The 24,007-nt window shown below is 29.6% G+C and carries 13 protein-coding genes; 7 read left to right on the forward strand and 6 right to left on the reverse strand.

Annotated elements, in window-relative coordinates; genetic code table 11:
• Positions 1 to 33 precede the first annotated feature (33 nt).
• Complete coding sequence (locus BLU40_RS08120; protein WP_090122159.1) at positions 34 to 411, forward strand: DUF1801 domain-containing protein; 378 nt, start codon at positions 34 to 36, stop codon at positions 409 to 411.
• Between the two features lie 143 nt (positions 412 to 554).
• Here the strand turns inward: BLU40_RS08120 and kdsA are convergent, their stop codons facing one another.
• Positions 555 to 1,373 carry a 3-deoxy-8-phosphooctulonate synthase gene (kdsA, locus tag BLU40_RS08125; RefSeq protein ID WP_090122162.1) on the reverse strand — a complete coding sequence of 273 codons (819 nt, stop codon included), beginning with the start codon at positions 1,371 to 1,373 and terminating at the stop codon, positions 555 to 557.
• A gap of 119 nt (positions 1,374 to 1,492) precedes the next feature.
• On the opposite strand from kdsA, the gene BLU40_RS08130 reads away from it, so the two are divergent.
• On the forward strand, positions 1,493 to 1,945 hold the full coding sequence (locus tag BLU40_RS08130; protein ID WP_090122166.1) for an LEA type 2 family protein: 453 nt from the start codon (positions 1,493 to 1,495) through the stop codon (positions 1,943 to 1,945).
• Between the two features lie 153 nt (positions 1,946 to 2,098).
• Here the strand turns inward: BLU40_RS08130 and BLU40_RS08135 are convergent, their stop codons facing one another.
• Entirely contained in the window at positions 2,099 to 8,839 is a 6,741-nt protein-coding gene (locus BLU40_RS08135; protein ID WP_090122169.1) for an alpha-2-macroglobulin family protein, read from the reverse strand.
• Positions 8,840 to 9,006: 167 nt separating this feature from the next.
• Between BLU40_RS08135 and BLU40_RS08140 the strand changes: the two genes are divergently transcribed.
• From BLU40_RS08140 to BLU40_RS08155, 4 genes are all read left to right on the forward strand, one after another.
• The gene (locus BLU40_RS08140; protein ID WP_090122172.1) at positions 9,007 to 10,362 is read left to right on the forward strand and encodes a UDP-N-acetylmuramate--L-alanine ligase; all 1,356 of its coding nucleotides are present in this window, start codon (positions 9,007 to 9,009) and stop codon (positions 10,360 to 10,362) included.
• A gap of 66 nt (positions 10,363 to 10,428) precedes the next feature.
• Positions 10,429 to 11,214: a DUF2249 domain-containing protein gene (locus BLU40_RS08145; RefSeq protein ID WP_139170934.1), complete on the forward strand. Its 786-nt coding sequence runs from the start codon at positions 10,429 to 10,431 to the stop codon at positions 11,212 to 11,214.
• Complete coding sequence (locus tag BLU40_RS08150; protein ID WP_090122179.1) at positions 11,214 to 12,503, forward strand: hypothetical protein; 1,290 nt, start codon at positions 11,214 to 11,216, stop codon at positions 12,501 to 12,503. Before BLU40_RS08145 ends, BLU40_RS08150 begins: the two co-directional genes overlap by 1 nt.
• Positions 12,496 to 12,816, forward strand: coding sequence for a metal-sulfur cluster assembly factor (locus BLU40_RS08155; RefSeq protein WP_090122182.1), 321 nt, complete (start codon positions 12,496 to 12,498; stop codon positions 12,814 to 12,816). The genes BLU40_RS08150 and BLU40_RS08155 overlap by 8 nt, the downstream gene beginning before the upstream one ends.
• A gap of 8 nt (positions 12,817 to 12,824) precedes the next feature.
• Here BLU40_RS08155 and BLU40_RS08160 read toward each other — a convergent pair whose 3' ends face one another.
• From BLU40_RS08160 to BLU40_RS08170, 3 genes are all read right to left on the reverse strand, one after another.
• Positions 12,825 to 14,324, reverse strand: a complete 1,500-nt coding sequence (locus BLU40_RS08160) for a TrkH family potassium uptake protein (protein WP_090122705.1) — start codon at positions 14,322 to 14,324, stop codon at positions 12,825 to 12,827.
• A 1-nt stretch (position 14,325) separates the two neighbouring features.
• Positions 14,326 to 15,669: a Trk system potassium transporter TrkA gene (trkA, locus tag BLU40_RS08165; protein ID WP_090122185.1), complete on the reverse strand. Its 1,344-nt coding sequence runs from the start codon at positions 15,667 to 15,669 to the stop codon at positions 14,326 to 14,328.
• 81 nt (positions 15,670 to 15,750) lie between these two features.
• On the reverse strand, positions 15,751 to 16,446 hold the full coding sequence (locus tag BLU40_RS08170) for a carboxypeptidase-like regulatory domain-containing protein (protein WP_090122189.1): 696 nt from the start codon (positions 16,444 to 16,446) through the stop codon (positions 15,751 to 15,753).
• Positions 16,447 to 16,615: 169 nt separating this feature from the next.
• Here BLU40_RS08170 and BLU40_RS08175 point away from each other — a divergent pair, with 169 nt between their 5' ends.
• Positions 16,616 to 20,872, forward strand: a complete 4,257-nt coding sequence (locus tag BLU40_RS08175; RefSeq protein WP_090122707.1) for a two-component regulator propeller domain-containing protein — start codon at positions 16,616 to 16,618, stop codon at positions 20,870 to 20,872.
• A 75-nt stretch (positions 20,873 to 20,947) separates the two neighbouring features.
• Here the strand turns inward: BLU40_RS08175 and BLU40_RS08180 are convergent, their stop codons facing one another.
• Positions 20,948 to 23,857, reverse strand: a complete 2,910-nt coding sequence (locus tag BLU40_RS08180) for a glycoside hydrolase family 2 protein (protein ID WP_090122192.1) — start codon at positions 23,855 to 23,857, stop codon at positions 20,948 to 20,950.
• Positions 23,858 to 24,007 lie beyond the last annotated feature (150 nt).

Consider the following 24,007-nt stretch of genomic DNA (forward strand, 5'->3'; position numbering starts at 1 on the left):
CAACATAATTTTATATCTTGTTGGTGTTTTTTTATGAATCCAATAGACGAATATTTATACAGCCAAAAAGAGCCTTATCAATCAATTATGCTTTATGTTAGAAGTGTAATTCATAAGGCGCTTCCAGAAGTTGAAGAAAAGTTTAGTTATAAAATCCCTTTTTTTATGCATTGTAAAAAGCCAATGATTTATTTAAATGTTTTAAAGGGAACCAATTTTGTAGACATTGCTTTTGTTCAAGGTATTTTGTTAGAAGAAAAATACACAGATCTTAAAAATTATAATAAGCGAAAACAAGTTCGTTCTATTCAAGTAAAATCTTTGGAAAATTTTAATGAACCTATGTTTATTCAATTAGTAAAAGATGCAGCTATTTTTATGGAAAATACTGACAAGGCTTGGTTTGTGTAATTATATTGAACAATTAAAAATATGTCATTCTGAGCATTAGCGAAGAATCTCACATAGTAATAGATTCTTCATTCCGTTTCACTCCATTCGGAATGACAAAATTTAATATTTTTAGCCAACAACCAACAACCAACAACCAACAGCTAAAACTGATTAATCGTTTTTCTAATAGCAACTAAATTACTTAATAAACCCTCTAAATATTGTAAATCTAGCATATTTGCTCCATCACTTTTTGCATTTGAAGGATCAAAATGAGTTTCTATAAACAAACCATCAACACCAACTGCAATACCAGCTCTAGCAATAGTTTCAATCATATCTGGTCTTCCGCCAGTAACACCACTAGTTTGGTTAGGTTGTTGTAAAGAGTGTGTAATATCTAAAACTGTAGGCGCATATTGTTGCATTTCAGGAATTCCTCTAAAATCAACCAACATATCTTGGTAGCCGAACATAGTTCCTCTATCAGTAATCCAAGCTTTTTCGTTTCCGCTATCTTTTACTTTTTGCACTGCGTGTTTCATTGCAGAAGGACTCATAAATTGTCCTTTTTTCAAATTTACAACTTTTCCAGTTTTTGCAGCAGCTACTACTAAATCTGTTTGGCGAACTAAAAACGCAGGAATTTGCAATACATCTACATATTCTGCAGCCATTGCAGCATCTTCATTTGTATGAATATCTGTAACTGTAGGAACATTAAAAGTTTCTGAAACTTTTTTTAGTATTTTCAATGCTTTTTCATCTCCAATTCCTGTAAAACTATCAATTCTACTTCTGTTAGCTTTTTTAAAACTTCCTTTAAAAATAAACGGAATCTCCAATTTATCAGTTATTTTTAAAACGTGTTCAGCAATGCGCATTGCCATTTCTTCACCTTCAATAGCGCAAGGTCCTGCTAATAAAAAGAAATTGTTGCTATCAGTATGTTTTATGTTCGGAATCAAATTTAAATCCATTGTTTTAGTTTTTTGCAAAGATAGAATAAGTTTGAATGATTAAAAGTTGAAAGGTTGAAAAGTTTGAGTATTAAAAAATAAATAATTATTACTTTGCGAGAAATTTATTTAAAAATATTATGAAAAGATTATTGCTATTTGTTCTTGTTTGTAGCTTGGTTAGCTGTTCTGTAAGAGAAACACCTGAATTTGTTACTGTTAAAAATATAAAAGTATTAAAATCTGATAAGAAAAATTTAACCTTAAAAGGAGATGCTTTATTCAAAAATCCAAATATTATAGGAGGAAAACTTCAAGCTGATGGAATTAAAGTTTTAGTTAATGGAAATGAAGTAGCTGAGGTATCTTCGGAAGTTTTTAATGTTCCTTCTGAAAAAGAATTTACCATTCCATTATTAGTTGATATTCCAGTAAACAAGGTTTTTACCGATAAAAATTTAGGGAGTTTATTAGGAAGTATTCTTACCAAAAAAATGGAAGTAAAATATATTGGTAAGATTAACTATAAAATTTTAGGTTTTTCGCATTCTTATACTGTTGATGAAACTGAAACGGTGAAGATTAAACTGTAAAAAAAGTAGGATGAGATGCTGAATCAAGTTCAGCATTGCGAATAGTTAATTGTCATTCTGAACGATAGTGAAGAATCTCACGTTTGTTACGTAAAAGATTCTTCATTTCACTACGTTTCATTCAGAATGACAAATTAAATATTTTACCATCAACTAATCTTCAATTCTAACTCTAACACCTTCACTATGGCTACTAAATTCAGGAGCATACATACTTTGAATTGTTGTAATTCCGTTGCTAAAGTTTCCGGCATTATTTACACGTAAATCATACTCAAAAACGTACACGCCTTTTGGTAAACGTTCCATAAAAAAGTTGGTAGAAGCATCTTTTGTACTTTCGTAATAACCTAAACCATCTTGCCATTTATAGCTCGATAATACATTTATAGGTTCTAAACCACTTGCTCTCATATCTTTCATATGCACAAATTCCATTGGTCTATCAGCTCTTAATTCAACTCTAACGGTAATTAAATCACCAACCTTTAAATTTGTATTTTCAGTAATTTCAGTTAATTCTTTACCGGTATTAGTATTTTGTTTTAAGAATAATTTCTTACTTAATTTTAAAGGAGTTTCAGCCGAAGTAATTTTGTCTAAATCTTCGAAATATTGCCAATATAAACCTCCCCAAGCAATTCCTTCATCTTTTTTAGAAAGTGTAACTTCACCCATTTCAGAAGTAATTTCATTGCCATTCCACGAAGTTTTAAAATAACCAGTTCCAGCTTCAACTTTTACGTTTTCTAATTTAGAAGGTTCTATTTTTTGTGTTCCAATAGTAACGTCAACAGATTCATTTACAGAAAGCCAATCGCTTCCTTGTAATAATAAAGCATAAACAGCTTCTGTAGTTGCTTTGGTTGTTTTCCATTGGTTGGTTTGCTTGTTTTTTAACAACCAAATTTTTAAGTTATCAATGGTTTCTAGATTCTTCGTTTCACTCAGAATGACATTTCCAGCTTCAGCGAAAACTTCAATCATTAATGCTTGTGTTTCAATAGGCGATTGATACCAAAACCAACTAGGTGTATTTGCTTTCCAATACATTCCTAATTCTTCAGAAGTAATGCTATTCTCTTTTAATGATTTTAATATATCAGAAGTGATTGTTTTATTCTCATTTCTATGTTGAATTAAAGCAATCATTCCTTTTGAATATAGATTAAAGTCTGTCCAGTAAGTAGCCGATTGTTTTGTATAATAATCCACCGCTTTTTGAACTTTTGAAGGAACTTCAACATTCTTATAAAAGCTACGCATATATAAATAATGTAATTGCGTATGCCCTAAATTATTTTTTTCTAAAAATTCTTTTTCAGCCTTTATTCCTTTTGATTTTGTTTTCGCTTTTTCTCTTGTTTTTTTAGCTCTTTCTAAAAGTTTGTTATAATCATCTAAAATTTCATCATCTAAAAATTGGACGGCTTTGGTAATCATTTTAGATGCTTCACCATCTGTCATTTCGACTCCGCTCAATGACCTAAGTTGTTTTAAATGACCATAACTAGAAGCAATGTGTTGTGTAATATATCGGTTAGGATATTTACTTCCTTTAAACCAAGGGAAACCACCATTGCTAAACTGTAATTCCTTTAGCTTGTTTAAAGCAATTTCTTGCTCGTTTTTCATTTTATTTAAATCGAACAACAAACCAATTCTTTTCTTTTGCTCGGTTTCATTTTGAGCATCACGTAACCAAGGAGTTTCTTGAATAATTATGGATTTTAATTCTTCATTTTTCTCTAAATTAGAAACCAATGCATCACTCGTTTTCCAAAGATTAAATACTTCTTGAATTCTTGGATTTGAATTCGCAATATGGCTAGCCAAGGTATTTGCATAATAACGCGAGAATGTTTGCTCAGCACATTCATACGGATATTCCATTAAGTATGGCAAACTTTGAACTGCATACCAAGCCGGATTGGAAGTTATTTCCAACGTTAACTTATGATTTTTTAATGTTCGGTCGCTGAGCGGAGTCGAAGCGCTATTTATAAGTTTATCTAACTTAAATGTTTTTGTCTGCTTACTACGTACCCACATTGGTAATGTTTCAGTAACCAACATTCTGTTAGATAAAACTGGCAATACATTTTGTTCACCATCAGAAAATTCTCCAGCTTTTGCTACAATTTTATACTGTACTGCTTGAACATTATCTGGAATAGTTAATGTCCACATTACATTGGTATTTCCTTTAGCATCAACCATAAAGTTTTGAAGCCCTCTCTGTCCTTTGGACATCTCTCCCGAAGGGAGAGAAGCTTTTAGAAGTTGTTTTGTAACATCCTGACCAGTAATTGCATCTGTTAACACCAATTGAGCAACTCCATTTAAAGCTTTATCAGATAAATTAGAAATTTTACTAGAAAACTGTAAAACATCACCCTCACGTAAAAAACGTGGTGGATTTGGTAATACCATTAGGTCTTTTTGTGTAACTGTTGTTAAGGTTTTAGTTGCAGTTTCTAGCTGTGGAGTATGTGCCAATAACTGCAATTTCCAACGTGTTAATGCTTCTGGCATTGTAAAGTTGAAACTTACGCAACCATCTTTATCGGTTTTTAAATGAGGGAAAAAGAAAGCGGTTTCTTTAAAGTTTTTTCTTGCCTTTACATTTGCTAGATCTTTTTCTAACTTTTTTTGTCCACTTTTTGTGGAAATTATTATTACTCCATTTGCTCCACGAGAGCCATAAATTGAAGTAGCTGCAGCATCTTTTAAAACATTAATAGATAAAATTTCAGCATTACCAATTTCAAATTTATTTACAGGCACGCCGTCAACAATATATAATGCATTTTTGGTATTTGTTGAATTTGTGCCTCTAATCATTACTTTTTTATTGGCTCCTGATGTTCCAGAGATGTTTACACCTGCAACTTTTCCCTCTAGAATCATTGATACATCTTCTGAAACTTCAGATTTTACTGTAGAGATTGATCCAGTTAAACTTGCTTTTCTTTGTGTTCCATAACCAACAACAACAACTTCTTCTAATGCTTCATTTGATGCTTCCAAAGAAATATCCATTGTAGATGAGGTTCCAATTGTTTTACCAGTTGTAGAAAATCCAATATAACTATATTGCAATTCATCTCCTTTTTTTACTTTTATTGAGTAGGCACCATCAAAATCTGTTTGAGTTCCAAAAGTTGTACCTGAAATAATAACCGAAACTCCAGGTAAAGGTTGCCCATCATTATCTGTTACAACACCTGAAACTATTTTATCATAAGAACTTCTTTGTGATTCTTTTCGTTCAACACTAGCTTTAGCTTTTGCCATATAAGTTCGTTGTAAATAACGATTGTTATTCAAACTAAACCCAAACCAATTTAACTTATCAAAATTTTGCGTTTGATTGTTATAATAATGTCTTGATAAATTATAAACTCTAAAGCTAGTATTACCGTATGAATTCTGCGTATTCCAATTGTTATAGCTGTAATATGATGAATGTTGAATTGGATTAAAACTCCAACTATGAGATTTAAATTGATCTAAAGAAGCATCGTACATACTAGCCAAAACTTCTGCAGTGATTTTGTCTTTGTTTGCTCCTTTAATTTTAAAACTCCACGTTTCTTCTTGTCCTGGTTGTAGCTTATTTCTAAAGGTTTGTGTTTCAATAGAAATATCGTTTAACTGTTTTGGTACAGCAATATTTAAAACGCCACTTTTAAAACTATTGTATGCTGAAAAACTGTACTTAATTGCAAAGCCGCCTAAATCTTCTTGTTCTACTGGAATTTTAATGAATTTTACTTCATTATTAAGTTTTACAATTTGCTGACTTACAATTTTATGATTTTTTTCAATGGCAATAGTTACAAAAACTTCATTAGAAGCTGAACCAATTTTTAGCTGAACATTTTCATTGGTTTTGTACAAGTTCTTATCGGTTGAAATTTCAAATAACTGATTGTCTGCAACAGCAGGTTTTTTTGAATTGAAAACTGAAAATCGAGTTTTATCTTCAACTTTTTGATTGAATTTATCATTGGCTTCAACTTCAATTAAATATTTGCCAATGTTCCAATTTTTAATCTTTTTTAACTGTATTTCTTTACTTTCTTCAGTGTTAAATTCAGTTTCATAAACTAAAGCTCCTTTTTTCCAGTTATTAACCTTGTTTTCATCGTTTGTGTAAGGTTCGTGTGGAAATAAATTTTGATATTCATTTTTAGATAAAACTTGATAATCAGGAACACTCCAAGGTCTTTCTCGCAATACATTTACTGGTGCTAATAGTTTGTAAATTTTTAAAGCTCCTTTAGTTGGAACAAATTCTCCGTTTAAATTGTTGGTAGTTAATGTGATTTTATGAGTTTTTTCATTCAAATCAATTTTATCCGAAATACTTGCTGAAATATCTAATGTATGATACCCAACTTTTACCAAAGTAGTTGCACTTCTAGTTTCTCCATTTATATCTGTAATATCTGCTTCAATTTCATAAGTGAAAACAGGTTTATTCTCCTTGTCAGCACTTTTATCTGGAATGGATTTAAACGTGATTTCAAAGTTTCCTTCATTATCAGTTTTAGTTTCACCATGTGTAATTTCCATCGCTCCTGAAGTATTGTAAGACGGTCTGTACCAATAAAACCAACGTGGATAAATTACTTTTCTATGAACTCTATACGTAACTTTAGCATCAGAAATTGAACTGCCAGCAAATGCGGTTGCGTTTCCTTTTACAGTAACTGAATCGTTTAATTTAAAAGTTTCGGTTACAGGTTTAAACTCTGCTTCAAATTTTGGACGTTTGTATTCTTCTACGGAAATAGTATGTTCTAAATAGTCAAAATCATAATCAGCATTGTTGTAAAAGTTAGTGTTATCGTGTTCATAACTTTCATCTACATAAATTGTGTATTCACCGTTTAAACCATTATTTGGTAAAATGAAAGATTCTGAAACTGAACCAAACTCATTTAATTTTAATTCAATTTCTTTGATTTCCTCTCCATTAGGGTTTTCCAAAATAAAACTAACGTATTCATTGGTGAAAACTTCAGATTTGTCTCCTTGTTTTTTTAAGAAAATAGCTTTAAAATGAACCGTTTGTCCAGGTCTATAAATACTTCTATCAGTAAAAATAAATGGTTTAATAGTTATTTCATCATCGTTATTTTTTTCAATGCGTGGTTTTCTATTTTCGTTTAAATAATAATCTTCAAAAGCTGCTTTTTCATTTTTAGTTTCTACTGTAATTGCTACATTTCTGTGATAATTTCTAGTTTTAAAATTAAATTCACCAAACTCGTTTGTAACTAAATTTTTTGAGATAGATTTGTTATATCTGCTAATGTCGTAGTTTTTTACAGAGACCTTTGCATCAGTAAAAGGTTCTCCTGTATTTCTATCTATTACCTGATAAATATGTTGCTCATTTGTGCTTTTTTGAACAACAGAAATGTTTGTACTTTGAATAGTTGTAGTTGCAAAAGTTGAATTTTTATTGAGTACTTCTTGAGGTGAAGCAACCAATAAATAGTTTCCATTTTTTAAAGGAGGTAGTACAATTTCTGTAATGTGCTGTTGGTAATCTTTTTCGTTTTTTAATGTGTTTTTTAATGCTTCAACTTTTTTGAGTTTATTTATATAAGCAATCTTTGTAGAATCATTATAAATTTTATTAAAAGTTCTAATTTCTTTTTCCGAAACTTTATAAATGGTTGTATTTAATTTATTAAAGTTTTTGAAGAAAACTGATATTTTACTATGTAAATTAGTTGGAATATGTTTTTCCGTAATTATGCTTATTTCTTGTTGTAAAATGCTTTCTTTTAGGTTTTTACATTGTTTGGTCCCTAAACTTTCAGGGAATTTTTCTATTGCTAAATCACAGATTTCAACAGCTTTTGCCTTTTCAAACTGATGTTTTGTATTTTCAGAATTGTATTCGTTTCCTTTTTCGTTGTGAACACTCGCAATTTCAAAATCTATTAAAGTTGAAGCTTCGTGGCTTTTAAAATCTTCTTTTAACTCAATTAATTTGTTGAAAAACAGTTCATTTTCACCTTCAAAATTTGAATGTTGGTTTAAGAATTTCAATCGTTCTAACTCAACAGAAACAAAAGCATTTTTATTGTTATTTTTATTATGAAAAGCAATTAAGCTTTGATAAATGTTTAAGGCATTTAATTGCAATGATTGCTTGTCTTTTTCATTTAGATAACTTGTGTTTATCTTATAAAACTGTTCAAAATCTTTTGCTGAAATCACAAATTTATCTGCTGGTTTTGTGATGGAGTTTTCAGAAGTTTTGTAAAAGTCTAATGCATTGTGAGCAATAAAATCGTATAAAGTTGGTCTATATAATTTTGAATCTTTTTGAAGATGTAAAATATCGTTAAACTGTTCTAATTTAGTTTGTTGTAGAATAATTCCGTTTTGTAATGAATTTTGAAAATGAGTGTGAATTTCAGTAAACAATGTATTTAAATCCCAAGTTCTAAAATCAACAGTATCTATTTTTTCAGATGTTTTTGTTCTATTATAAAATTTCCATCTATTTTGTTGAAAATATTGCCAGTATAAATTTGCCAATACACTTTCCAATACATTTTTTGTTGGAGTTTCAGCCTTTTCAATTTCAGTTTTTAAATTAGATATAACACTTAATTTCGCATCTTCTTCTAAAGTTAATGCAAATTTTGATTTATATAGTAATGCTTTTACTAGTTGAGGAGAGTTTTTCTGTTTTTCAGCTTTTTTATAAATGGTTTCAACCACTTTTAAAGCAGATTTAGGCAGGTTTTTAACTTCATTTTGTTGAACTTCCTTCCATAAATTGGAATAGTTGTCAAATTTTTGGGCTTTTGATACGTGAGAGAATAAAAATACAGACATTAATGTTAAGGCAATTTTTTTCATAATTCATTCATTTTAGATACTAAAGATACTTGTATAAAGTATCAAACAGACGTATAATTGAGTAAACAATACGTTTTAGCTCGTGAAACTAACTTTTTAATTAGTGTTCTTAAATTTATAAAAATTCTGAAAGCTATTTTGTACATTTACGCTACAAATTTTTCAGAATGAATATACATTTTATTGCTATTGGTGGAAGTGCAATGCACAACTTAGCTATTGCACTACAACAAAAAGGATACCAAATTACAGGAAGTGACGATACCATTTTTGAACCTTCTAAATCTCGCCTTGAAAAACGTGGTTTATTGCCAAAAGCGTTTGGCTGGTTTCCTGAAAAATTGTCAGCTAATATAGGTGCAGTTATTTTAGGTATGCACGCAAAAGGTGACAATCCTGAATTGTTAAAGGCAAAAGAGTTAGGTTTAAAAATATATTCGTATCCAGAATTTTTATACGAGCAAAGTAAAGATAAAACTCGTGTGGTTATTGGTGGTTCTCACGGAAAAACTACTATAACTTCAATGATTTTACATGTTTTAAATTATCATTCTGTTGAGGTTGATTATATGGTTGGTGCTCAATTAGAAGGTTTTGAAACTATGGTTCATTTAACTAAAGAAAATGAATTTATGGTACTAGAAGGTGATGAGTATTTGAGCTCACCCATAGATTTACGACCGAAGTTTCATTTGTACAAGCCTAATATTGCACTAATTAGTGGAATAGCTTGGGATCATATAAACGTTTTTCCAACTTTTGAAAACTATGTGGAGCAGTTTTCCATTTTTACAGATTCCTTAACCAATGGCGGAATTATGGTGTATAATGAAGAAGATGTTGAGGTAAAAAACGTTGTTGAAAATTCTGAAAGCCCAATAAAAAAATACGCTTACGGAACACCTGAACATACTATTGTAAACGGAACTACTTTTATTGAAACGCCTGACGGCGAAATGCCTTTAGAAATTTTTGGAAAACATAATTTGCAAAATATGGCAGGTGCAAAGTGGATTTGTCAGCATATGGGAATAGGAGAGGAGGAATTTTACGAGGCAATTTCAACTTTTAAAGGTGCAAGTAAACGTTTAGAAAAAATTGCAGAAAATAATTCAACAGTAGTTTTTAAAGATTTTGCACATTCACCGAGTAAAGTCCAAGCTACTACAAACGCTGTTAAAGATCAATACGCAGAAAGAACTGTATTGGCTTGTTTAGAATTACATACTTATAGCAGTTTAAATGCTGAATTTCTAAAAGAATATGAAGGAGCGTTAAATTCAGCCGATAAAGCTGTGGTATTTTACTCACCTCACGCTGTTGAAATTAAAAAGTTAGAAGAAGTTTCAGCTGAACAAATTAAAGAAGCTTTTAATCGTGACGATTTAATTATTTACACAAACCCAGAAGAATTTAGAAATTATTTATTTTCTCAAAATTTAGCTGAAACAGCTGTATTGTTAATGAGTTCAGGGAATTATGGAGGATTAGATTTTGACAAAGTGAAAGAATTTTTACAATAAATCACAAAATAGAAGATAAAACTATCTTTTATTTTTATATCTTTGTTTAGAAATAATCTAAATAAGGTGAAGATTTCTCAACATACAAAAATTTCAACTTTAATTAAAGAACATAAAAGTGCTATAGATATTATTGCATCTATAAATCCGCATTTTAAAAAGTTACAGAATCCTTTATTAAGAAAAGTATTAGCTCCAAGAGTTACCATTTCCGATGCTGCAAAAATTGGAGGGATTTCTGTTGAAACATTTTTAAGTAAGTTGAAAACTATTGGGTTTGAAATTGAAAATGATACTGAAGAAACTTCACAAAAAGAAGAAATTATTATGGATAAAAGTAATGTGTTAAGTTTTGATGTAAGGGAATTATTAGCTGGAGGTACAGACCCTTTTAAGGCTATAATGGAGAAGATAAAAATACTTAAAAAAGGGCAAACATTAGAAATTATAAATACGTTTGAACCAATTCCTTTAATTAATGTATTAAAATCTAAAGGTTTTATTGCCGAAGTTGAGCGAAAGAATGATTTGGTTTATACCTATTTTCAAAAAGTTGAAGACGCAGAAATCAATGTTTCAGAATCTACTTGTACTTCTGAAAATAATTTTGACGATGTTTATAAAACTTACATTGGTAAAATGGAACATATTGATGTTCGTCATTTAGAAATGCCAGAACCAATGACAACCATTTTAGAAAAGTTAGAAACTCTGCCTGAAGGTTTTTGTTTGGTAGTAGATCATAAAAAAGTTCCTCAATTTTTATTGCCAGAATTAAAAGAAAGAAACTTCGATATTTTTTACAATAAAATTGATGAACATAATATTCAACTATTAATAAGAAGAGCTTAATGAATGGTTTACAAACAAATAATGCGCCACATAGTAGTGTAGTTGTTCCTCATTTTATTTTTGGAGCAATTAGTTTATTGGTTTTAGCTGTACTTATAATTTTAGCCGATGAAAGTTTATTGCAAGCCTATTTTAATACAAAACTAATAGCCATAACCCATATTGCGGTGTTAGGTTGGGCTTCTATGATTGTTTTTGGAGCGCTTTATCAATTAGTTCCTGTGGTTTTTGAAACAGCTTTATTTAGCGAAAAATTAGCAAAAGTTACTTTTTGGTTTTCAGCTGTTAGCGTATTGTTTTTATCGTATAGTTTTTGGGTAGGATCTTATGTTACATTGCTACCGTATGCATCAATTTGTATGTTTTTATCGCTGTTATTATTTGTGGTAAATATTCTATTAACGTATAAAAATGCTACCTTAAAAAACATTAAATCTACGTTTGTAATTACTTCGGTTTTTTGGTTGCTAATTACTGAATTAATTGGAACCTTAATCGCATTGAATTTTAAGTTTAATTTTCTTTCTGAAATTCATCTTCATTATTTAAAAATACACGCAACAATTGGGTTAATAGGTTGGTTTGTTTTATTGATTATCGGAGTAGGAGCTACCTTAATACCAATGTTTTTAATTTCGCACGAGTTAAAAGAAAAGAAACTAACATTTGCTTATTATTTGGTAAATGGAGGATTAATTGTAGCGGTAATTAATTGGTTTTTATTTAAAAATGAACTAATTGATTATCTAATTCCGCTATTAATTATTAGTGGAGTTTTGTTTTTTGTTTCCTTTATTTATGATTCATACAAAAAGAGGTTGCGTAAAAAATTAGATGTTGGTATGCAGTATTCTATGTTGGCAATTGCAGCTATTTTTGTGCCTTTTATTTTAATAGGATTTATAGTTTTAAACACATCTTTTGAAGTTGAATTTATTTATAGAATTATCACTTTTTATGGTTTTTCAATTGTATTTGGGTTAATTACTACCTTAATTTTAGGACAAACTTATAAAACCTTACCATTTATAGTTTGGTTGAATAAATATCAAAAATTGGTTGGAAAAACAAAAACACCGTTGCCAAGAGAATTGTATTCTGAAAAAATAGCTAATATTCAAATCATCATCTATTTTGTATTTATAGCATCATTTGTAATTGGTTTATTGTTTAACCAACTTCTATTTATAAAAATTGGTAGTTATGCATTGTTATTGGTTGCTATTTTATACAATGTAAATATATTTAAAATGATTACTCATAAAGTAAAATCTGTTGAAAATGACTAAAGAAGAAATCACTCAATTTGAATTAGAATTATTAGAATTGTTGAAAAATGTTATGGATCCTGAAATTGAAATTAACATTGTTGATTTAGGTTTAATTTACGAACTAAACTATGATGAAGGTAAAGGTGAAGTGGATATAGATTTAACATTTTCAACGCCATCTTGCCCGTTAGGTGAAACTATAATAAGTAATATTAAAGAAACCATTGCACAAAAACATCCTTCAATTTACACCAATGTAAATGTTGTATTTGAACCAAAATGGTCAACAGCTAATATTTCAGAAGAAGGTAAAAAAATCTTAGGAATGTAATTTCTTAATTAGTTTTTCTTCCAAAAGAAAGGTGTTAACAGTATTAATACTGTAAATAATTCCAATCTACCAATTAGCATTAAAAAGGAACAAGTCCATTTTGCAGGAATAGATAAATGCGAAAAATTATCAACAGGACTTACAGTACCAACAGCTGGACCAATATTACCCAATGATGAAGCTGCTGCTCCCATTGCAGAAATAAAATCTAGGCCAAAAATTGCTAAAATAACAGAGCTAACTATAAATATACCCATGTAAAGTACAAAGAAAGATAGAATGTTAAATACAATGTTTTGTTGTATTCCTGCTCCGTCATAACGCACAGGTAATATGGCATGTGGGTGAAGTAATTTTTTAAATTCTAGTATACTGTTTTTTATAATTATAATATGTCTTACAATTTTTACACCACCACTTGTAGAGCCCGCAGAACCACCAATAAAAAATAAAGAGAACATTAGCATTGTTCCAATAGAACTCCACATAGTAAAATCAGCAGAAACAAACCCTGTTGTTGTTAGTACTGAAACTACTTGAAAAGCAGCGTGTCTAAAAGCACTTTCAATTTTACCATAAGGCTCTGGATGATGTATGCTTGTTACCAAATTAGGATCTCTATAATTAAGAATTATTATAGTTAGAACTAAGGTAAAACCAATAACACCGAAAAAATAATATTTAAATTCTTCACTTTTAAAAACCTTTCTAATTTTACCTTTTAAAGCAAAGTAAGTTAATACAAAGTTGGCACCAGCTACAAACATAAATGCCGTAATTATATATTGAATTAAAGGAGCATTGTTATAATATGCAATACTTGAATTTTTTGTTGAAAACCCTCCAGTACTCATAGTTGCCATTGCGTGGTTAATGGCATCAAACCAGGTCATTCCAGCAATTTTTAAAAGAAAAAACTCAGTAAACGTCAAAGAAAAATAAATTAACCAAAGTCTTTTAGCCGTTTCTGTAATTCTTGGATGCATTTTATCTGCACTTGGTCCAGGAGCTTCAGCCATAAATAACTGCATACCACCAATACCTAATAACGGTAAAATAGCTACTGTTAATACAATAATACCCATACCACCAATCCAATGCGTTGCACTTCGCCAAAAAAGTATACCTTTTGGCATAGATTCAATGTCAGTTAAAATGGATGAACCAGTTGTGGAATAACCAGAAATAGTTTCAAAAAAGGCATCTGTAAATTGTGGGATTGTATTTGTGAAAACATAGGGGAGAGTTCCTGTAAAGGATAGCATTAACCAGCCAAGTGTAACAATTATATAGCCTTCTTTTTTTCCTAAATTCTTTTTTGCTTTTCTATTTGTAAACCAAAGTGTAAATCCTAAAGCAATGGTTGTTAAACCAGCGTATAAAATTCCCCATTGAGCTTCTTCTTTATGGTAAATACTAAATGGTACAGCTATTAACATAAATACACCGTTTAGCATAGATGTTAAACCTAAAAAGCTGATTATTATTTTAATGTTTAGCTGATTCATTTTAGTTAAATAGTTTTTCAACTTTATGAATAGCTTCAGGCAAGCAAAATACCACAGCTTTATCTCCAGCTTTTATTTGGAAATCTCCAAAAGTCATCATAGCAACTCCGTTTCTAATAACCCCACCAAAAACCGCTTTTTTAGTAATTTTAATATCTTTTACTATATTTTTTGTTACTAGAGAATTTTCTTTAACTAAAAATTCCAATACTTCAGCATCTACATTATGTAGGTTGGCTAATTTTAAAACTTCACCTTTACGTACGTGCTTAAAAATAGCACTTGCAGCTAATAATTTTTTGTTTATAAGTGTGTCAATACCAATAGTTTGAGATATGTTTATGTAGTCCATATTTTCAACTAAAGCTATCGTTTTTTTAACACCTTTAGATTTTGCAACTAAGCAAGACATTATGTTGGTTTCAGAATTTCCTGTAACAGCTATAAAAGCATCCATTTCAGCAATATCTTCTTCTTCTAATAACTCAACATCTCTACCGTCTCCTTTAATTATAAGTGCATTTGGTACTTTTTCAGCAACTTCAAAAGCTTTGTCCTTATCAATTTCAATTAGTTTAATATTAAAATTAGGGCAAAGGTTTCTAGCAGCTTTTACTCCAATTTTACCACCACCAAGAATCATAACATCTTTAACACCAAATTGGGTTTTACCCATAAGTTGGTATAAATCTTTAATACTTTCTTTAGGTGTAGAAAAATATATTTGATCGTTTGCTTGATAAACAGTATTTCCTCTTGGAATTATAGTTTCATCACTGTTTTCTGGTTTAATGGCAATGGTAATAAAATCTACGTTTGTAAATTTTCCTGTTGCTTCTTGGACTGTTAAACCAATAAGCGGCGATGTATATTCTAATGTACTTCCTAAAATATTTAATGTTCCATTTTCAAATTGAATAGTGTCATTAAATGCAGATTGATTTAAAAGCATTTTTATTTCGTCTGAAGCTAATTCTCCAGGAGAAATCATGCTATCTATACCAATTTCTGAAAAATCGATTTCAGAATTTTGAGTAAATTCATGATTAGAAATACGTGCAATTGTTTTTTTTGCTCCTAATTTTTTTGCTAAAACAGCTATGGTAAAATTAGTGTTTTGAGATTCAGTTACAGCCAGAAAAATATCTGCACTAGCAATACCAACTTCTCTTAAAAGTTTTAAAGAAGTTGCATCTCCTTTTTTAGTAATAACATCTATATGGCTACTGGCATAGTCTAATTTTTCTGCATCAGAATCAATTAGAAAAATGTCTTGGGATTCAAAAGAAAGTAATTTGGCTAAGTGAAACCCAACATCTCCTGCTCCAGCAATAATAATTTTCATGAATGTATAATATTTACTACAAAGATATTATACTTATTTAGGAAAAAAAAATAATGTTAATTAGATTAAAAAAACGTTTTCTTATTCGTATTTTAATGTAATTTCAATAGCACCATTTCCACCTCTCATTCCCCAATGTCCAGCTTTATTTCCTGTTAAAACTTTAATAGTTTTTATATTTGCAGGTATAACTGATGAAATATCTTGAACTACCATTCCATCTATAACTAAAAGGGCATCAGGTTTTGCAAATATAGATTTGGGACCTCTCGAAGCTAATTCAATTATGGTTCGTCCATCATCGGGGCTTTCATAAATATTTACGCCTGGGTAAATAAGTTCAATAACTTCATAAACAGATTGGTATATGTCGTAATTGTTATTGTCTTCAATTAAATTTTCTAAGCAATAATTTAATTGTTCTTTGGTCATGTAGTCATATTTTATGACATCTTTATAGGAGTTTTTACCTTCAATATATATTAAATTGGCATTAATAGAATCTATTCCTTTAGCCTTAAATGAATAATTGTTAAAACCATAAGCTTTAACTTTTATTGCATCTTTTTTAGAACATTTGATTGAAAAATTACCTAAAGAATCTGTAACTGTCCGATTCTTAGTTTTTTTTGTTTCAACAGTAACGTTTTTTAGTGGGTAAATTTTAAAGGCTAGAACCTTTCCTTTTATTACCTTATCTTGGGCATTAGATGTTACTTGAAATAAAATTAAGAAGGTAAAAAAAAGCGCAATTTTTAGAATCTTTTTTAGGTACATGTCAGTATGAAGTTTATCTTATAAAAATAATGAATATTATTCAAAAAAATGAGTATATTCCTTACTTAATTTTAAGCTTTTTAGCTTTAAATTTTTGTATGAATTGTTTTATTCATGCTAGTTAAATCTTATTTTTGTAAACTTGTTTTAAAAATATAAAATGCATAAAATGTTAAAGCTTAAAATTGTAGTCCTTTTCTTGTTTTTTGCAAGCCATTGTTTTTCTCAAAACTCGGTGAGGTTTGATCATTTATTAACTGAAGATGGTTTGTCGCAAAATGATGTAAATACAATTTATCAAGATAAAAAAGGGTTTATGTGGTTTGGAACTCACGATGGATTGAATAAATATAACGGTTATGAGTTTGAAATTTTTAAACCAGACCCTAACAATCCAAACAGTATAAGCAGTAATTTGATTTATACAATTGTTGGTGACAAAGATGATAATTTATGGATAGGAACTACTGGTGATGGTTTAAATTTTTACAATCAATCTACCAATAAGTTTACACATTACAAACACGATAGTAATAACCCTCATAGTATTTCTCACGATCAAATAAATTCTATATATAGAGACAGGAGTAACAGATTGTGGATTTCTACTTTAGAAGGTATTGATATGTTGGATTTAAACAATTTAACGTCTCCAGTAAAATTTCATCATGTAAAAATATCAGAAGATTATCCATATAAAAATGGGAAAAAATTAAATGTATCTACATTTTATGAAGATACGAATGGGCAGTTATGGATGGGTGAGATTAATGGTACTGGAAAAATGATAAAGAGTAAAGAAGGTGATTTTATTTATGAAAGTGCCAATCCTTATTTTAAGCTAACACCTGTAGTGGCCGTTAGAAGTATTTGTGAAGATTCTCATGGACGGTTAATTTTAGGAACTACTGGTGGTTTGTTTTTAATTAAACAAAATAACGGAATTGTAACTAGACACTTAATTAGCACAGGAGTTTTTAATAAGTTAGTTTCATATAAAAATCAAATTTGGGCAGGGAGTATTAAAGGTTTGTCTAGTTTTCAAACCTTAGGGGAGAAAGAAAATTTATTAATGAAAAATAAATTTACCTACGACCCTAATAACTCTAAATATAGTTTAGCAAAAAGTAGTGTAAAATCTTTATTTGTAGATAGAACAGGTATAATTTGGGTTGGTTCAAATGGAGGTGGTGTAAATATTTTAGATCCAAATAGAAAGCAATTTAAATATTTTGGAAAAACCGTTGCACCAACAAGTTTAAGTTCAAGTAATATTAAACTTATTTTTGAAGATAGTAACGGAGCAATGTGGTTTGGAACTGAAGAAGGAGGTTTAAATGTTGTGTCTAAAAAGGACAATGATGGAACCTATACTAATTTTAAAAAGTTATTAGGCGAAAAATCACCAATTTGTGTGGTTGAAATTGAAACAAACAATAAAAAAGAATTGTTATTTGGTACGGCCAATTGGTCCGGATTATTTAGGGTAGACATTACAAATCCAAACCTAACCAATACTATTGTAGCAGAAAATATAAATGAAATAGGTAGAAGTGTTTTTTCAATTTTAAAGGATAGTTCAAAAAATTTATGGTTTGGAACATATAATGGAGGTTTATATAGGTGGCTTAAAAGTGGTGATAATCAATATAAAAAAGACATTTTATTTGATAAACCAAATGATACTTCAAGTTTGCCAAGTAGTATTATAAGAGATATTATTCAAGATAAAAAAGGTGATATATGGTTTGCTACTAGTGAAGGTTTAGCTTTTTTAACTAAAGAAGAATCTTTAAAAAAGAATCCGAAATTTGTTGTATACCAAAACATACCAGGAGATAAAACAAGTTTAAGCCATAACTATATTTTAAATATTTTTGAAAGTTCTACTGGTGATATATGGATAGGTACTTTTGGAGGAGGTTTAAATAAATTTGTACCATCTAATAATTCAAAAGGGCATTTCAAAGTTTATTCTATAAAGCAAGGACTACCAAACGATGTAATTAAGTCTATAATTGAAGATGATCAAGGAGCTCTTTGGTTATCTACAAATGGAGGTTTGTCAAAGTTTACCATAGAAAATGAAAAATTTAAAAATTACGATATTAATGACGGTTTACAAAGCAATGAGTTTGGTGAAAAGGTTAGTTTTAAAAGAGATAACGGAGAGTTATACTTTGGAGGAGTAAATGGGTTTAATATTTTTACAGCAGATAATATAAAAGATAATACAGATAAGCCAGAAACTGTTTTTACTAATTTATTAATATTTAATGAGCAAGTTGAAATTGGAGAGAAAATAAATGGTCGGGTAATTTTAGAAAAATCAATAAATGAGATTGATGAAGTTAAATTAAAATACCAAGAAAATAGTTTTTCTTTTGAATTTGCGGGATTGCATTTTGCGGCTCCAAGTAAAAACCATTACGCATATAAGTTAGAGGGATTTAATAAAGATTGGATTTATACAACATCAGATAAAAGGTTTGCTACTTATACAAACTTAGAACCGGGTTCTTATACACTAAAAGTTAAATCATCTAATAATGATGGATTATGGAATGAAGAACCAGCAGAATTAAAAATAGAAATTATTCCTCCATTTTGGAGAACAAATTGGGCAAATGCGCTGTATTTATTAATGTTTTTAGGAAGTTTAATGTTGTTTAGAAGATTTACTATAATTAAATCAACTAAAAAACATCAATTAGAATTAGAACATATAGAAAAAGAAAAGCACGAAGAAATTCATAGATTGAAGTTAGAATTTTTTACAAACATATCTCATGAATTTAGAACCCCTCTAACCCTTATTAAAGGACCTTTAGAATACCTTCAAAATTTAGATATAAAACTACCAGAAGTTGTTGTTGAACAGCATAAGTTAATGCATAAAAATACCGATTATTTATTGCGTTTAGTAAATCAGTTGCTCGATTTTAGAAAAATGGATAAAGGTAAAATGGATTTAAAAGTTGGTGAAGGTGATATTGTTGACTTTGTTAGAGTAGTTGGAGAACCATTTCAATTTTTAAGCCATAAAAAGGATGTGAAATTTGAAATAAATTCTGACAAAGAAGTTATTAATTCTTGGTTTGATCAAGATGCAGTTGAGAAAATATTAAATAACTTATTATCTAATGCCTTTAAATTTGCACCAAAACTAGGAGAAGTAACAATTAACGTTAATGATGGAGTTAATTTTAAAATTCCAAAGGGAATTAAAGAACTACCAAATAAAGAAGATTATTTTATTATTCAGGTAAAAGATTCTGGGCCTGGGATACCAAAACATAGGCTTAATTTTATTTTTGAACGGTTTTATGTGGATCGCGATGTAAGAAAAATTAATTCTGAAGGATCTGGAATTGGTTTAGCATTTACTAAAAAGTTAGTAGAACTTCATAAGGGAAGTATTGATGTTGTTACTGAAGAAAATAAAGGAACAATGTTTGTGGTATGGTTGCCAAAAAATAAAGAAGCTTATGAAAATGTTTCTGGAATAAGTTTTGTACATGAAAATGAAAGTAAAACCTTTATTAATCAAGTTAATGCAGAGTCTCATGCAATTAGTGTATTAGATGAAATAGTAGATCAAAATTTTTCAAAAAAGAAATCTAAACTACCTATTGTTTTAGTTGTAGATGACAATGCAGATATTAGAGCTTTATTAAAAAGAGGCTTGGAAGGCATTTACGAAATTTATGAAGCAGAAAATGGAGAGCGAGCTTTTGAGTTTGCAAAAAAATTGTTGCCAAATATTATTTTAACAGATGTATTAATGCCAATTATGGATGGTATTGTATTATGTGATTTGTTAAAAACAACTCAAGAAACTAGTCATATACCTGTAATAATGTTAACAGCTAAAATTTCACAAGAAAGTGAAATGGAAGGCTTAAAAAATGGGGCAGACGCCTACATACGTAAACCATTCGATTTAGAAATGGTTAAACTAAAAATGCAAAACTTATTAAAGCATAGAGAGGAATTACGTAAAAAGTTTAATCGAGAAATTACCCTACAACCTAATGAAGTTACTGTAACTTCTACAGATGAAATATTTTTACAAAAAGCCATCGAAATTGTAGAAGAAAATATGATGAATGATGAATTTAGTGTAGAAATTTTAGTAAAAGGTATGAGTTTAAGTAGAAGTACTTTTTACTTAAAAATTAAAGAACTTACAGGCTTGTCTTCTGGAGAGTTTATAAGAAATATTAGGCTTAAAAGAGCTATGCAATTATTAGATAAAAGTAATTTATCAGTAAAAGAGATAATGTATATGACTGGGTTTAATACAGCATCTTATTTTTCTAAATGTTTTAAAAAGCAATTTGGTGTTATACCAAGTAAATATGTTAGAGAAATGAAAGATAAAAATAACGGAGGTGAAATTCCAAACAATGATTTAAAAGAATAAGTCTTAAGGAGATTTTAATAAAAAGGCATAAAAATATTGTTATGCCTTTTTATTAAATTAATATATTTTATTAGCTTATTTCCATTCACTCAATTCAAAGGCATTCAACCAAATACCTTTATTTCCGTTTCCGTTGAAATTAATAATTACAGGGTTTGTACCATCTGCTTTAAAGATAATCTCAGAAATACCAGGTAAATCCCATTGCATTTGTTTTCCTTCGGTTACTTTTGAAACAATTTTATGTTCAGACACTGAAACAATTACTTCTTTTTCATAAGGTAATTTATGAATTTGAAGTTTTTTCATTTTATCTTTATTCGGATCCATTAAATCTGAATTAGTTCTTGGAGCGTGGTGCCAAGACTTCAGCTTATAAGTTCCTTTTGGTAAATTATTCAACACTAAATTCATTCCTTTAGCATCTATTGAAATTACACCATCGCCATAAGCAAATCCATACTTACCAATAACGTTCATTTCTCCAAGCCATCTAATAACACCTTCATTCGAGCCATTTTTTAATTCAGCTTTTACACCTGGGAAATTTTTTAAAGAAAATTTATTATTAGAATCGTCTTTACCATTCCAAGGACTCCAACCAAACTGTAATAATTGATCTTCAGCACCTAAATCAACTCTTTCTGATGCAAAATCGTAAATAGGTTTTGCATTTTTTTGAATTTCATTTAAACTATTTCCAATTAAAGAAATACTTGCACTTCCAGATTTCAATCTTTTAGATTTTGCTACAACTGTAATTTCTCCAACAGTTTTACCAGCTTTTATAAGCACTGGAGCAACTCCATATTCGGTAAACATCGGGTTAGCATTAATGGTTGCTTTATCACCAATAATTGACGCATCACCTTTTACAGAAAAATGTATCATATTTTTTGAATCTGTTACAGTTGTTCCGTTTTTATCAACTACCGTTGCATAGGCCAAAATCACGTCATTATTGTCTGCAGTAAAAGTTCTTCCTTCTGAATCAATTTTTAATTGAATAGCATATGGTTTCCCTGCTGTAGATTTTTTAGTTTCCAAAGATTTTCCATTATTAAAATGAGCCTTAGCAACTAAACTCCCATTTTCATAATTAACATTTTTAAAATGAAAAGGCGCATGTTTTAAACCAACATAACTAGTATCATTACTTGGCTTCAATTTTTCAATTAACTTTCCATTTTTAAATAGAGATACTTCAGGAGCATTACTAAATACCGTAACTTCCTCAATTCCTTCTTTCCAATCTTCAACAATTTTAACAAAAGGCTCTTTTTTAAATTCAGTTTTGTACCAATCTAACTCAGGTCTTGGGTATCTAAAAATAGTCATCATACCACTTCTTGTTCTATCTATTTTGTCATTAGATTTTGCATGTGTAGGGTGAAAGGTATAGTATGCATGTGCAGTCCAAGAAATTAAACCAGTCATTAAATCATCACGCATATAAGGTGCAACTCCTTTAGCGCCATGCCTTCCTTCCATAGCAAACATAGGTTCAGTTCTATCCCAAATAAATGGTCCGTACAACATATTTGCATTAATATCTGTTAAACCAGAAGTTTGCCAACCTGTCCAACGTGCTCCTTGCGATGCTGTTAATCTAGTTGGATCTTCTTGTTTAATTGTGTTATGAACTCTAGGCACATAACCTCTATGGTTTACACCTGCTCCCCACATTACAATTGAAGGGTGGTTTCTATGATTTCTAACTAAAATTCTAGCAGCTTCTTCTAGATTATCCCACCAAGCACCATCTTGCGACATTGACACCCAAGTTGGAGCTTCTTCATAAGCCAAAATACCTAATTCATCACAAGCATCAAGTAAAGCATTATCATGTGGATAATGTGCTGTTCTAACAATATTAAAGCCGAATTCTTTAAACTGTAACATATCTTTATAATGAAGTGCATTTGGAACAGCATCGCCAATATAAGGAAACTGTTGGTGACGATTTGCCCCAATAAGTTTAATTGGTTTATTGTTTAATACAAAACCTCTAACAGGATCCAATTCAAACTTTCTAAGTCCAATTTTGTTTTCAACAAAATCAATTTCTTGATTATTAATTTTTACAACACTATTTACTCTGTATAAGTAAGGATTATCAATGTCCCAAAAATGTACATTGTCTTCAATACTTCCAATTTGGTTGAATTGAAACTCTTGTCCGCTTTTTATTTCAGAAGTATTTACTAATTTTAAAACTACCAATCCTTCTTTATCAATTAATCGAGTAACTAATTCACAATTAACAGCTGTAGAATTTTCATTTTTTACTGAAGTTTTTATATCAATTACAGCATTTTTATTAACTACATCAATTGTTGGTGTAGTTATGTTTACACCAGAATTTAAGGTTTCCCAATTAAAAGTTACGTGTACTGGATTTGTTTCAACTAAGTAAACATCTCTATATAAACCACTAAATTTTACATAATCAAAAGGTCCTGGATCTGGAGGAATAATTTCATTTCTTCTGTTATCAACCAATAATGTTACTTGGTTTGTTCCTTTTTTTACAAAATTTGAAATATCGAAATGAAAAGGAGAATAACCACCAACAGCAAACTGTCCAACATGTTTTCCATTTACCCATAAGTCTGTAACTTGATGAGCGCCTTCAAACTCTAAAAATATTTTTTTTGAAGTATTATTAACTTCAATATTTCTTCTGTACCAACCTACTTCTCTATGAAAAACTAATTGTGTTTTTTCATCTTGTAAACCATCTAATGTAAGTGATGTTAGTTTTAGAGTGTGAGGTACTGTAACAGATTCCCATTTAGAATCATCTACCGAAATCTCATAATTTTTAGCTTCTGGATTTCCTAAGTGAAATTTCCAATCTTGATTTAAGTTTAACTTTGTTCTATCGGTTTTAGGAAAACCATAGGGCAAATCTTGAGCTGACATTTTTAAAGTTAATGAAACCAAAAAAACGATTAATACAGATATTTTAATCTTGTAATTCATAAGTTAATGTTTAAACTTTTATGTTTTATTTGAGCCTCAAAAATAATTCTCTTTGATACAATTTAGCTACCACAAATGTTTTATTGTTTAAGTGTATTGGTTTATTAAATGAAAAAAGACTATTTCAAATGAAATAGCCTTTTTATAAAT

The sequence above is a fragment of the Lutibacter oricola genome (genome assembly GCF_900106565.1).
GTDB lineage: Bacteria > Bacteroidota > Bacteroidia > Flavobacteriales > Flavobacteriaceae > Lutibacter > Lutibacter oricola.